The 13184-nt window shown below is 69.9% G+C and carries 13 protein-coding genes; 7 read left to right on the top strand and 6 right to left on the bottom strand.

All coding sequences use genetic code 11. From position 1 onward, the window contains the following. Nucleotides 1–7: 7 nt before the first annotated feature. On the bottom strand, nt 8–1204 hold the full coding sequence (locus tag HNR14_RS00335; RefSeq protein ID WP_179699320.1) for a pyridoxal phosphate-dependent aminotransferase: 1197 nt from the start codon (nt 1202–1204) through the stop codon (nt 8–10). Between the two features lie 166 nt (nt 1205–1370). Between HNR14_RS00335 and HNR14_RS00330 the strand changes: the two genes are divergently transcribed. The 4 genes from HNR14_RS00330 to HNR14_RS00315 all read left to right on the top strand — a co-directional run bounded on the left by HNR14_RS00330 (nt 1371) and on the right by HNR14_RS00315 (nt 6046). Continuing rightward, nucleotides 1371–3185 (top strand): S1C family serine protease, encoded by a 1815-nt coding sequence (locus HNR14_RS00330; RefSeq protein WP_179699319.1) that lies wholly within the window; start codon nt 1371–1373, stop codon nt 3183–3185. Between the two features lie 119 nt (nt 3186–3304). Next, nucleotides 3305–4348, top strand: coding sequence for a glycosyltransferase family 2 protein (locus HNR14_RS00325; protein ID WP_179699318.1), 1044 nt, complete (start codon nt 3305–3307; stop codon nt 4346–4348). A gap of 2 nt (nt 4349–4350) precedes the next feature. Beyond that, nucleotides 4351–5169: a CDP-alcohol phosphatidyltransferase family protein gene (locus tag HNR14_RS00320; RefSeq protein WP_179699317.1), complete on the top strand. Its 819-nt coding sequence runs from the start codon at nt 4351–4353 to the stop codon at nt 5167–5169. Next, nucleotides 5162–6046: a glycosyltransferase gene (locus HNR14_RS00315; RefSeq protein ID WP_179699316.1), complete on the top strand. Its 885-nt coding sequence runs from the start codon at nt 5162–5164 to the stop codon at nt 6044–6046. Before HNR14_RS00320 ends, HNR14_RS00315 begins: the two co-directional genes overlap by 8 nt. Nucleotides 6047–6053: 7 nt before the next feature. Here the strand turns inward: HNR14_RS00315 and HNR14_RS00310 are convergent, their stop codons facing one another. Then, complete coding sequence (locus HNR14_RS00310; RefSeq protein ID WP_246311493.1) at nt 6054–6977, bottom strand: hypothetical protein; 924 nt, start codon at nt 6975–6977, stop codon at nt 6054–6056. A 142-nt stretch (nt 6978–7119) separates the two neighbouring features. On the opposite strand from HNR14_RS00310, the gene HNR14_RS00305 reads away from it, so the two are divergent. Next, entirely contained in the window at nt 7120–7422 is a 303-nt protein-coding gene (locus HNR14_RS00305; RefSeq protein WP_039922362.1) for a helix-turn-helix domain-containing protein, read from the top strand. A 63-nt stretch (nt 7423–7485) separates the two neighbouring features. Here the strand turns inward: HNR14_RS00305 and HNR14_RS20620 are convergent, their stop codons facing one another. The 4 genes from HNR14_RS20620 to HNR14_RS00285 form a co-directional block, all read right to left on the bottom strand. Beyond that, a complete protein-coding gene (locus HNR14_RS20620; RefSeq protein ID WP_218876059.1) occupies nt 7486–7803 on the bottom strand; it encodes a hypothetical protein in 318 nt (105 codons plus the stop codon). Between the two features lie 139 nt (nt 7804–7942). Continuing rightward, entirely contained in the window at nt 7943–8677 is a 735-nt protein-coding gene (locus HNR14_RS00295) for an ABC transporter ATP-binding protein (RefSeq protein ID WP_021763207.1), read from the bottom strand. Continuing rightward, nucleotides 8678–9544, bottom strand: a complete 867-nt coding sequence (locus tag HNR14_RS00290; RefSeq protein ID WP_039922359.1) for an ABC transporter permease — start codon at nt 9542–9544, stop codon at nt 8678–8680. Nucleotides 9545–9616: 72 nt separating this feature from the next. Continuing rightward, the gene (locus HNR14_RS00285) at nt 9617–10309 is read right to left on the bottom strand and encodes a phosphocholine cytidylyltransferase family protein (RefSeq protein ID WP_039922356.1); all 693 of its coding nucleotides are present in this window, start codon (nt 10307–10309) and stop codon (nt 9617–9619) included. 371 nt (nt 10310–10680) lie between these two features. Between HNR14_RS00285 and HNR14_RS00280 the strand changes: the two genes are divergently transcribed. Next, on the top strand, nt 10681–11625 hold the full coding sequence (locus HNR14_RS00280) for an ABC transporter ATP-binding protein (RefSeq protein ID WP_246311608.1): 945 nt from the start codon (nt 10681–10683) through the stop codon (nt 11623–11625). A gap of 11 nt (nt 11626–11636) precedes the next feature. After that, entirely contained in the window at nt 11637–13178 is a 1542-nt protein-coding gene (locus HNR14_RS00275) for a hypothetical protein (protein WP_179699315.1), read from the top strand. Nucleotides 13179–13184 lie beyond the last annotated feature (6 nt).

Below are 13184 nucleotides of genomic sequence, written 5' to 3'. Positions count from 1 at the left end.
CCGCGGATCAGGTGCGGAGGGCGGAGAGCCGTCCGGCCGCCTCCTCCAGCACGCCGACCCGCTTGCAGAAGGCGAAGCGCACCAGCGACGCGGTGCGATCCGCGTACTCGTCGCGGCAGAACGCGGCCAGCGGCACCGCGACGACGCCGGCGAGGTCGGGGAGCGCGCGGCAGAACTCGACCGCATCCGGATGGCCGAGAGGGGCCGCGTCCGCGACGACGAAGTACGTGCCGTCGGTGGGGAGCACGCCGAAGCCCGCCGAGCGCAGACCGGCGGACAGGATGTCCCGCTTGTGCGCGAGGTCGGCGGCGATGCCGGTGAAGTACGCGTCGGGCAGCGCGAGGCCGGCCGCGATGGCGGGCTGGAACGGCGCCGCGTTCACGTAGGTCAGGAACTGCTTCACGGCGAGGACGGCCGTCACGAGCTCGGGCGGCGCGGTGAGCCAGCCCACCTTCCATCCGGTCGTGTTGAAGGTCTTGCCTCCGGAGGAGATGCTGACGGTGCGCTCCCGCGCCCCGGGAAGCGTGGAGACGGGGATGTGCGCGGGACCGAACGTGAGGTGCTCGTAGACCTCGTCGGTGACGATGATCGCGTCGTGCCGCTCGGCGAGCTCGACGATCGTCTGCAGCAGCTCGCGGTCGAACACGGTGCCGGTGGGGTTGTGCGGCGTGTTCACGAGGATCACGCGGGTGCGGTCCGTCACGGCCGCACGCAGCCGGTCGGGGTCGGGGAGGAAGGCGGGCGGCTCCAAGGGGACCGTCACGTGGCGGCCGCCGGACAGAGCGATCACCGCGCCGTACTCGTCGTAGAAGGGCTCGAAGGTCACGACCTCGTCGCCCGGCTCCAGCAGGGCGAGCAAGGTCGCTGCGATCGCCTCCGTGGCACCCGCCGTGACGAGCACCTCGCGATCGGGGTCGAGCTCGATCCCGTAGAAGCGCCGCTGGTGCTCCGCGAGGGCGTGACGCAGCTCCGGCGTGCCCGGCCCGGGCGGATACTGGTTCGCCCCGCTCCTGATCGCGTCGACCGCGGCGTCGAGCACCGCAGCGGGACCGTCCTCGTCGGGGAAGCCCTGACCGAGGTTGATCGCGCCGGTACGCGCGGCGAGGGCGCTCATCTCGGCGAAGATGGTCGGGCGGACCGACCCGTCCGCGCCGAGGAGTCCGGCTCCGCCCGCCGCCCGCCGCCATGCTCCCGAGACCGTCATGTCCACCTCTTCCTCGTGTGCGCATCCAACCTACGGCCTCGGCCACGTCGGAGCCGTCGACTACGTTAAGGAGAGTCATCGACAGGCGGAAGGCAGCCCACAGGGGGCGCAAATAGAACACCCAGGTTCGCGTCCCAAGCTGTTCCTGCTTGGAAGGAGCAACACCATGACCGACACCCCGATCACCCCGGAGCCCGCGAAGGCCCAGCACGACGCCGACACCGACGCGGTCGTGGATGCTGGCAGCACCGCCTCCACCGACGCCGCGACCGCGGTCACCGCCTCGACCGAGGCCGCGACCACCGCCCCGACGCCTCCCGCCGCCGAGACCCCGGCCGCTCCGGCCGCCCCCGTGGTCGAGACCCCGGCCCCGCTCGTCGTTGAGCAGCCGGCCGCTCCGGCCGCCGCCGCACCCGCTGCTCCCACCGGATGGACCGCACCCGCCGCCGAGCAGAACGCTCCGGCAGCGCAGCACACCCAGCCGACCCAGCCGCTCGCCCCGCAGCAGCCCTACGGCGCGCAGCAGCCGACCGCGCAGCAGCCGACCGCGCAGCAGCCGACCGCGCAGCAGCCGACCGCGCAGCAGCCCGACTACGGCAACGGCTCGTTCGGCCAGCCGGCCTACGCCGGCGCCGCACCGGCCGGCCCGTACGCGCCGCACCCCCACCAGCACGCCTACGCTGCCGCTCCCGGCACCCCGGTGCCCCCGGCCCCCGGTGCCCCGGGCGCCGCGACCGCCGACCGTCCGGCCAAGAAGAGGAACACCGGACTGATCATCGCCACGCTCGCGATCGGCGCCCTCGTGGGCGGTCTCGCCGGCGCCGGCGCCGGCGTGGGCATCTACTCGGCCACCACGTCCAACAATGCGACGATCAAGACGGTCTCCGGCCCGCAGAACATCACGGTGAACGACGCCAACAACGCGACCACGGTCACCGCGGTCGCCGCCAAGGCCTCCCCGAGCGTCGTCACGATCTCGGTCACCGCCTCCAGCGAGGGAGGCACGGGCTCGGGCATCGTCCTCACCTCGGACGGCTACATCCTGACGAACACTCACGTGGTCACGCTGGACGGGGCGTCGTCCGACGTCTCCATCAGCGTCACGGACAACGACGGCAAGATCTACTCGGCGAAGATCGTGGGCACCGACCCGACGACCGACCTCGCGGTGATCAAGCTCGACGGAGCGTCCGGCATGACGCCGATGACGTTCGCAGACTCCAGTAAGCTCAACGTCGGTGACACCGCCGTTGCGATCGGCGCCCCGCTGGGTCTCTCAGGCACCGTCACCGACGGCATCGTCAGCGCCCTCAACCGCAGCATCAGCATCGCCTCCTCGGCGGCGCCGAAGTCGAGCGACGGCTCCTCCGAGGGCGACGGCAGCTCGCAGAACCCGTTCAACTTCGACTTCCCCGGCCAGGGTGGCAGCAGCGGCTCGCAGCAGCAGACCACCACGCAGGGCACGATCTCGCTGCCGGTCATCCAGACCGACGCGTCGATCAACCCCGGCAACTCCGGTGGTGCGCTGCTCAACAGCAAGGGCGAGCTGATCGGCGTCAACGTCGCGATCGCCAGTGCAAGCGGCAGCAGCAGCGACTCGAGCGGCCAGTCCGGCAGCATCGGCGTCGGCTTCGCCATCCCGGCCAACCTGGCCAAGCGCGTCTCGGACGAGCTCATCAAGAACGGCTCCGCCACGCACGGTCTGCTCGGCGCCTCCGTCGCCGATGCCAGCTCGGACACCAAGGCGACCACGGTCGGCGCCCTGATCAAGGACGTGACCTCGGGCGGCGCGGCCGCCAACGCGGGCCTCAAGGCCGGCGACGTGGTCGTGAACTTCAACGGCGTGCCGATCACCGACGCGACCGACCTCACCGCTCAGGTGCGGGCCCTCGCGGCCGGCGCGTCCGCCGAGGTCACCTACACCCGCGACGGTCAGACCAAGACCGCAACGGTCACGCTCGGCTCGCTCGCGACCGACTGATCCGCCCCGCGACCGGAAGGCCGTCCCGTGCTCGGCACGGGGCGGCCTTCCGTCGCGTGCCGGGGGCGCCCAGCAAGCGGCTGGTAGGCTCGGGCGGACCCGAAACACGAATGGAACACATGCCGGACGACACCCCGAACACCCTTCCCGGTGTCTCGTACGTGATGCCCGTGCTGAACGAGGCGACGCACGTCCGCGCGGCGGTCGATAGCCTGCTCGACCAGGACTACGCCGGCCCGATCGAGGTCACCGTCGCCCTCGGCCCGAGTATCGACGGCACGACGGAGCTCGTCGCCGAGCTGGCCGCCGTCGACGGGCGCATCCGGATCGTCGACAACGTCGTGGGGTCAACGCCAGCCGGGCTGAACCTCGCCATCCGTGAGTCCCAATATCCGATCGTCGTCCGGGTCGACGCCCACAGCGTGCTGCCGGCGGACTACACCCGCATCGCGGTCGAGACGATCCTCGAGACCGGCGCGGACAACGTGGGTGGCCTGATGGACGCCCAGGGCACCACCGACTTCGAGCGCGCGGTCGCCCGCGCCTACGGGAGCAGGGTCGGCCTCGGCGGCACCAAGCTCCACGTCGGCGGGGACGCCGGGCCGGCCGAGACCGTCTACCTCGGCGTGTTCCGCCGCGACCGCCTCCTGGAGGTCGGTCTGTTCGACGAGGAGATCAAGCGCGGCCAGGACTGGGAGCTCAACCGCCGCATCCGCGCCGCCGGAGGCACCGTCTGGTTCACGCCGCGGCTCACGGTCACCTACCGTCCGCGCCCCAACCTGTACCGCCTCGGTCGCCAGTTCTTCTCGACCGGGATCTGGCGCGGCGAGCTGGCGCGTCGCTACCCGGCCTCGAACGGTCTGCGCTACTTCGCGCCCCCGATCATGGTGCTCGGTGTCGCGCTCGGAACCCTCCTCGGCATCGCCGGAATCGTCCAGGCCGTGCTGGGGGCGGCACCTTGGCTGCTCTGGGGATTCGCCGCACCGGCGTTCTACGTGCTGATCGACGTCGTGTCGGCGCTGCTCTGGGGGAGACGGGACGGTTTTCGCCCGTTCCTCTGGTTTCTCGTAGTCTTGCCGTGCATCCATTTCTGCTGGGGGATCGGGTTCGTCCTCGGATACCTCTCCCTCACGCGCAACATCACGGCCCACACGGGAAGGTAGGCATGTCAGCACAGGGAAGCGGGCCGCGGACCACGCGACCGGCCTCGATCGCCGAGCTGAGGGCCGTCGCACAGCCGCCGGAGGTCCGCGGACGACGCAACGCCGAGCATTGGGCGGCGTCGCTGTACCTGCGCAACCTGTCCCCATATCTCACGTGGATCCTCCTCAAGACGTCGATCTCCGCAAACGGGGTCACGGGGCTGATGATCCTGACGGGCTGGGCGACGGCGGCGAGCCTGTTGATCCCCGGGATCGGCGGAGCGGCCCTCGCACTCGTCCTCGGCCAGCTGCAGATGCTGGTGGACTGCTGCGACGGCGAGGTCGCCCGCTGGCGCCAGACCTCCTCACCGGCCGGGATCTTCCTCGACAACGTCGGCCATTACACGACTGAGACGCTGATCGCCATCGTGCTCGGCATCCGCGCCGCGGGCTTCCCGTTCGAGGCTCCGCAGGACTTCCTCTGGACCAACCTCGGCACCCTGCTCGCCCTGCTCATCGTGCTGAACAAGGCCCTCAACGACATGGTGAGGGTCGCGCGCGCCAACGCCGGCCTCCCGAAGCTCGCGGACACCCAGGCCGCCTACGCGCCGACCAACGGTCTGATCGCCCGGCTCCGCCGCGCTGCGCGGTTCCTGCCGTTCCACCGCCTGTACCACTCGGTCGAGCTGACCATCATGATCTTCGTCTTCGCGATCGTCGGACTGTTCATCGGCCCGGTGCTCGCCGATCGCATCCTGCTCTCCGTGCTCGTGCCGCTCGCGCTCCTGGCGGTCATCGGGCACTTCGTGGCGATCATGGCCTCTCGGCGCGTCCGTGGCTGAGCTGCCCTCGGTCGGCGTGGTGGTGCTCACCCAGGGCACGCGGCCCGTCGAGCTCCGGCACGGTCTCGACTCCGTCGCGGCGCAGCAGGGGGTCAGAACCGACATCGTGGTCGTCGGCAACGGGTGGGACCCCGCCACGGCGGATCCGCCGCTCCCCGTGGGAGTCGCGACGCTGGCGCTGCCCGAGAACATCGGCATCCCGGCCGGTCGCAACAGGGGCGTGCCGCTGGTGGAGGGGGAGTGGTTGTTCTTCCTCGACGATGACGCCAGCATCCCGTCGCCGCGGTTCCTCGCCGACGCGATCCGTGCGCTCACCGACGACCCGTCGATCGGGATGCTGCAGCCGCGCCTCGCCGACCCGGACGGTGGAGACTCACCGCGTCGCTGGATCCCTCGGATCCGCAAGGGCGAACCCACCACGTCGAGCAATGTGTTCTCGGTGCTCGAAGCGGCGATCGTCCTGCCGCGCGCGGTGTTCGAGCGCGCGGGAGGGTGGGCCGACCCGTTCTTCTACGCCCACGAGGGGATCGACCTCGCCTGGAAGGTGTGGGATCAGGGCCGCCGGGTCTGGTACGCCGGCGACCTGCTGGCCGAGCACCCGTCCGTGTCGCCCACGCGCCACGCCTACTACTACCGGCTCAACGCCCGCAACCGGGTCTGGCTGGCGCGGAGGAATCTCCCCGCCGTGCTCGTGCCGCTCTATGTCGGATCGTGGACGGGCATCCAGCTGCTCCGCTGGTTCCGCAAGCCCGCCGTTCTCCGCGCGTGGTTCGCGGGCTGGTGGGAGGGGTGGCGGACCGATCCGGGTGAGCGGCGTCCGATCCGCTGGCGCACCGTCTGGCGTATGACGCGCGCCGGGCGACCGCCGATCGTCTGAGTGCGACTCAGGGAGCGACCGGTCGCTCGGGTCCCTCGGTCTCGTCGACTCCCGCCCCGGTCTCCAGCTCGGGCAGAGGCTTCTGATCGTCCTTGGCGCGGCGGCGGGGAAGTGCGCCTCGCACGACCGTCCCGACGCGCAGGACGCGGGCGCTGGTCGCCCGGCCCAGCCTCAGCGTGACGCCGGGGCCGTCCACCGGCCGAAGCGCCTCGGGGATGTCCAGCGGTGCAGCGCCGAAGGCGAGGCGCGAGTTCTGCACGACCCGCCGTCCGAGGATGTTGTTGCCGGCACCGCCGATGACCGCCCCGACACCGAAGGGGATGGCGCGCGCCAGCATCCCGGCGCCGCCGCGCACGGCGAACTGGCGCACGAAGACGCTCTTGAGTCGATCGACGAGCGGTCCGACGACCATCGACGGCAGCGTGGAGGTGACGAGCTCGCCCCAGTACGCCGTGCGCGTCACGCTCGCGCCACCGACCTGCCCGGCGAGTTGGCGGACCAGGTCGGACCCCTCCCGGCCGAGCATCATGGTGAGCACGAGCGCCCGGGCGCGCTGAGGATCGTCGACCGCGATCCCGTGGAGTTCGCTCAGCGACTGCGCGTAGAGCGCGGTGGCCTCCAGGAACCCCGCCGTCTCGAGACCGGAGAGCGCGAGCGTGATCCCTGTCCCGATCGCGGGGATCACCGCTGTCGCGCCCACGGCCGCACCTCCGGTCGTCACGGCGGCCAGGTAGCGGCGCTCGAGGATCGCCGCGAGCTCCGGTCCGGTCGCGTCGGGATGCCGTCGGCGCAGAGTGCGCAGGTGCGCCACGACCGCAGGGCGCTGGATGCCCAGGAACCGGTCGAGCGTCGCATCGACGAACCGCGGTGTGTCTCCACCCTGCGGTGCGCCGCCGGTCACGGACACATACGGTTGCTGCTTCTTGGCCATCGGTACCGAGTGTAGGCGCTGGACCTGAAGCGTCCGCACCCCTTGTCAATACTTGTGTTTCATGCACTTACATCCTGAGGCCGGAGGGTGGGAGGCCCTCGCGCTCTGGCCTCACGAGGGCTTCGTGATGAGTAATAGGTGGATGATCGAACCACTCTCGCCGGCCGCGCGCATCTTCGGAGAACGGATCCGCAGCGTCCGCCTGGAGCTCGGCCTCAGCCAGGAGGCCGTCGCCGAGCTCGCCCAGATGCATGTCACCAATTTCGGCAAGATCGAGCGTGGTACGGCCAATCCCAGTTTCCTCACCGTGCTCCGGATCGCGAGTGTGCTCGGTCAGGATCTGGCGGCGCTCACGGATGGCATCACCGCGGAGCATCTGCCAGACGACCTGGGTGTGCTCACGGCGGCCGATTTCCTCCGGGCCCGGGAGCGCGCAGCGGGCTGAGTCGCCGCCCGTCCGTGCGGCGCGGGAGACGGCCGGGGCCGCTCCTTGCGCCGCACGGGCCGGTCAGAAGGCGATCTGCCAGAGGTACTCCCGGCCGTCCGGCGGAAACCAGCGGACGACGAGCAGGGTGTCGCGCGCCGGGTCGCCGCCCGACAGGCTCGCCCGGACGGACTCTCCGGGACGGACGGAGGCAGGCCCGCTGACCTGCAGACGAGAGCTGCCGGCGATGCTGACGCTGACGCCGCGGAGCACCTCACGGCTGGTGTTGACGAGTCGGTAGTGCGGCGCCGTGCTGCGGTCGACGCTCCACGGAACCCGGTAGGCGAGCCGCCGGAGTCGGGGTGCGGGACGAGGGCTGTGAAGGGTGCGAAGGTTTCTCATGCCGCCGACGATAGCCACCCCGTCCGACGCTCCCGGCCCCTCATCGGGCAGATAAGCCACATCGGTGGACAACTCGACGGAATTCTTTCTGTGGAGGAATTCATGCCTCCGAGGAAAGGTACCCTGATCGGGGAATTCGTCAGCTTCCGTAATCCTGGTTGTACAGGTCGAGGACGTCCGAGATCGGTCCATCCAACACCAGCCGGCCCTTGTCCAGGTAGAGTCCGCGGGCGCAGAACCGGCGCAGGTCCTTCTCGTTGTGCGAGACGAAGAACAGCGTCCGGCCTCCGGCGAGGAGCTCGTCGATGCGCCGATAGCACTTCTCGCGGAACCCGCGATCGCCGACCGCGAGCACCTCGTCCACCAGGAGCACGGGCTCCTCCAGCTGCGAGATCACGGAGAAGGCGATGCGCACCTTCATGCCGCTGGAGAGATGCTTGTACGGGGTGTCGACGAAGTCGCCGATCTCGGCGAAGTCGATGATCTCGCCGAATCGCGCGTCGATCTGTGCCCGCGTCATACCGTGGAGACCTGCCGTGAGGTACACGTTGTCGCGCACGGTCAGGTCGTCCACGAACCCGCCCGTGATCTCGATGAGCGGAGCCACCCCCTCGTGCACGCGCACGGTGCCCTCGTCGGGAAGCAGGACGCCGGCGACCAGCTTGAGCAGCGTCGACTTGCCCTGCCCGTTGCGGCCGACGACCCCGATGGCCTCGCCCGCGTCGACGCGGAAGGACACGTCGCGGAGCGGCCAGAAGTCGTCAGGTCGGGTGCGGCGCTCGCGCGAGGCGAACAGATCCTTGAATGACCGGCGCGCACCGCGGTTGCGGCGGAAACGTACGCCCAGCCCGCTGACATCGATGACGGCGGCCACTCAGATCTCCTTCAGCACATCGCGCTCGAAGCGCTTGAACACGAGCCAGCCGATGAGCAGGATCAGCAGCGACATCCCGGCGCTCACGGCGACGAGGAACCAGTCGAGCTCCTGGGCGAAGAACGTGGCCCGGTACAGGCTGAAAATGCCCGTCAGCGGGTTGAACGCCGACCAGAAGTGCAAGGAGAACAGGGTGTCGGCCTGCGCGCCGGGATTCGCGGCGACGTAGGCGGCGCAGTGCTTGGCCGCCACCGTCGCGCCGCCGCAGCCGCCGGGGAGGTCACGGGCGCTGTAAATGATGGGCGACGCGTAGAACAGGAACCGCAGAGCGAGCTTCACCACACGTTCGAGGTCGCGGAACAGCACCACGAGGGGCGCGATCAGCAAACCGATGCCCACGGTGAGGACGGTCTGGATGATCACCGCCAGGGGGAACAGCAGGATGTCGATGTTCACCTTCGCGCCGGTGGCGATCGCGAACACCGCGAGCACCGGCAGGGACAGGAGGAACTCGATGCCCTTGGAGGCGACGATCCGGTTGACCCAGATCGTCCGGGGGATCATCGTCGAGCGGATGAGCTTGGCCTCGCGCAGGAACGCACGCGTGCTGTCCGAGACCGCGCCGTTGAACCACATCCACGGCAGCAGCGCCGCGAGGAGGAACACGATGTACGGATCCTCGCCGACGCCGCGATGGAAGATCACCGTGAAGACGAACCAGTAGATGCCGCTCATCACGAGCGGATCGAGGATCGACCACAGGTAGCCGAGGGCGCTGGTCGAGTAGCGGACGCGGAGGTCGCGCTTCGTCAGCAGCCAGAGAGAGTGCCGGTAGCGCGTGAAACGCGTCCGCTGCGCAGGGCGCACCTCAAGCGAAGAACTGGTCACGATCACCCATCGTATTGATCGAAGCTGCGTGAGGCGTTCACGCAGCGACGACTACACGAAAAGATTCGCGCGCTCCAGGTCCTCCTGGAAGTCGACCTCGACGGCGTACAGGTCGGAGATGTCGACGGGCTCGACCAGGAGACGGTCCTGCTCGATGGCGAGCTCGATGCCCCGCTCGAAGTAGTCCTGGTCTGCGACGCGCTGCAGCTGACGCAGGAGCGCGGCCTTGTCGGTGCTCGAGATGTAGTTGATGCCGACGGCCTCGCCCAGCCCGCCCTTGACGGTCTTGGAGAGCTCGTTGATGTAGCCCTCGGGGCCGGTCGTGTACTTGACCTCCTCGTCGGCGACCGACGAGGTGTTGACGGTCACGAAGGTCTGGTCGCGGTTCACCATCGCGGCGCCGCGGACGAGGACGGCCGGGTCGAACACGACGTCGCCGTTCATCCAGAGCACGCCGCCGGGTGCGGAGGCCTGCAGGGCGCGCATGAGGCTCTTGGAGGTGTTCGTCTGGTCGTACTGCTCGTTGTAGACGAACTCGGCGTCGGGGAACGCCTCGATGATGTGCTCGAGCTTGTAGCCGACGACGATCGTGACCTTGGCGTCCTTGCCGAAGGCGGCGTGGATGTTGTCGAACTGCTGCTGCATGATCGTGCGGCCGTCGTTCAGCTCGGTCAGCGGCTTCGGAAGGCTGCGGCCGAGGCGGCTGCCCATCCCGGCCGCGAGGATCACTACCTGGGTCGTCACAATCATCTCCTTGGTATCCGCACGGGCGGGCGATGCAGCTTCATAGCTGTCCGCCGGGACTGGGATGGTTCACCCAGGGTTCATCCGCGCTTACGCGTATCGACACCCCTTCATGCCTCGACCAGAATAGCGAGGGCCCCTGTCCGGGGGCAGGGGTTGACGGATGTCGTTGTGGGGTCGTTATGTACCTCACAGGTGTTTCAGAGGTCCCGCATCGCGCCGGAATCGCCCAGAGGGCTCCCCAAGGCCGAGCGTCTTGGTACGTTAGCGGGGTGAGTTTCGAGCGTGCGCAGCAGGACGACGCCGAGCCCGTCGAGGGCACGGTCGTCCCCGTCGAGCGCATGATCGTCCAGGGGGACACGGGGGAGAGTATGACGGACAGCAGCACGGACGGGGCGGACGCTCCGGCGAAGCCGCGGTCGGCGCCCCGGCGCACGCCTGCGAAGACCGCTGCGGCCGCGGCGGGCACGAGCACGCGTGCGCCGCGCAAGCGGAGCACGACCGCCAAGACGCGCGCCACGAGCGCTGCGAAGAGCGAGCCGGTGCCGGACCCGCGTCCGACCGTGCTGGCGGTCGCCGGCCTCCGCAAGCGCTTCGGCGACACCGTCGCCGTCGACGACGTCAGCCTCGATGTCCGCGAGGGGTCCTTCTACGGCATCGTCGGTCCCAATGGCGCGGGCAAGACCACGACCCTCTCCATGATCACGGGCCTCCTGCGCCCCGACGCCGGCTCCGTCGTCGTACACGGCGTGGACGCGTGGGCCGAGCCGGTGCGCGCCAAGCACGTGATCGGCGTCCTGCCCGACCGGCTGCGCCTGTTCGACCGCCTCACGGGGGCCCAGTTCCTGCAGTACGCGGGCACGCTGCGCGGTCTCAGCGCGAAGACGGTGCGCGCGCGCTCGGGTGATCTGGCCGCCGCCTTCGGCATCGAGGACGCCCTCGACCGGCTCGTGACGGATTACTCGGCCGGCATGACCAAGAAGATCGCCCTGGCGGCCGCGATGATCCACTCGCCACGCCTCCTGGTGCTCGATGAGCCCTTCGAGTCCGTCGACCCGGTCTCCGCGGCCAACGTGGTCGACATCCTCCAGCGCTACACGGCGGCCGGCGGCACGGTCGTCCTGTCCAGTCACGGCATGGACATGATCCAGCGCGTCTGCGACAGCGTCGCCATCATCGTCCGCGGGCAGGTCCTCGCATCCGGAACGATCGACGAGGTGCGCGGCGAGCAGACGCTCGAAGAGCGGTTCGTCGACCTCGCCGGGGGGCGCAAGGCAGCGGAGGGCATGGAGTGGTTGCACAGTTTCTCGGACTGAAAGTCCGGCTGATGGCCAACGCCTTCCGGCGCAGCCCCTGGCAGGTGTTCGGACTGGTGCTCGGCGTCGTGTACGGCGGCTTCATCACGGTACTCGCAGTCGCGGCTCTGATCGCTGCGCGGCTGGTGCCCGACGTCGGGGCGGTACGCGACGTGCTCGTCGTGCTCGGTGCGATCGTGGTGGTGGGCTTCCTGCTGCTCCCGCTGATGTTCGGCGTCGACGACTCGCTCGACCCGCGCAAGTTCGCACTGTTCGGCATCCCGAACCGCGTGTTGTCGACGGGGCTCCTCCTCGCGGGGCTGATCGGCATCCCCTCGTTCGTGCTCATCATCTGCAGCGCGGCGACCGTGGTCACCTGGTCCAGGGATCCGGGCACGACGCTGGTCGCCGTGGTCTGCGCCGTCCTCGTCGTGCTCACCTGCGTCCTGGCGTCGCGCGTGTCGACGGCGCTGGCATCGTTCCTGCTCGCGACGCGCCGCTCGCGCGAGGCAGGCGGCGTGGTCGCCGCCCTGCTGCTGGTCCTGCTCGCGCCCGCCATCCTGCTGCTCGTGACGGTCGACTGGGGTCGCGACGGCCTGGCCTCCCTCCATGCGACGGCCTCCTGGCTGGCCTGGACGCCGCTCGGCGCCGTCTGGGGCGCTCCCGGCGCGGCCGCTGCCGGCGACTGGGGCACCGCACTGCTCCAGCTGCTCATCGCCGCCGCCACGGCCGGTGCGCTCTGGCTGGTGTGGGATGTGCTGGTCCGCACCGTCCTGGTGAGCCCTCCGCGGCAATCGCGGGTGAAGTCGTACCACGGCACCGGCTGGTTCGGCCGGCTGCACGGCGGCCCGACCGCGGCGATCGCCGCCCGGTCCATGACGTACTGGGGGCGCGACCCGCGCTACTGGGTGTCCCTGGTGATGATCCCGGTCATCCCGGTCTTCGTGCTCGTCGCCCTGCTCCTCGCCGGCCTGCCGGCCCACTACGTCTCCCTCGTGCCGCTGCCGCTGGTGTGCCTGTTCCTCGGCTGGAGCATCCACAACGACATCGCCTTCGACGGCACAGCCATCTGGCTGCACGTCGTCTCTGGCACCAAGGGCATCGCCGACCGCGTGGGGCGGCTCTTCCCGCCCGTCGTCGTGGGCATCCCGGTGATCGCCATCGGTTCGATCGCGACGGTGATCGCGTACGGGGACTGGGCGCTCCTGCCGGCGGTCGCCGCCTTGAGCGGCGCGATCCTGGTGATCGGCCTCGGACTCTCGTCGATCTCGTCGGTGCTCTTCCCGTATCCGGCGACGAAGCCGGGCGACAGTGCGTTCACGCAGCCCCAGACCTCCGGCGCGTCGGCGGCGCTCGTGCAGTCGCTCAGCTTCTTCGCGATCCTGATCCTCGCCTCCCCGGCCATCGTGTTCCTGGTGCTGGGGTTGACTGTCAACCCGTTCTGGCTCGGGATCTCCCCGATCGTCGCCGTCGTCATCGGCTTCGTCTCGCTCTTCGCGGGGCTGTGGGCGGGCGCCCGGTTGTTCGACCGTCGCGGTCCGGAGCTGATGGCCTTCGCCACGCGCAACGGCTGAGCCGCG

The sequence above is a fragment of the Leifsonia naganoensis genome, assembly GCF_013410615.1.
GTDB lineage: Bacteria > Actinomycetota > Actinomycetes > Actinomycetales > Microbacteriaceae > Leifsonia > Leifsonia aquatica.
This window is presented reverse-complemented; position numbering and strand designations above follow the sequence as displayed.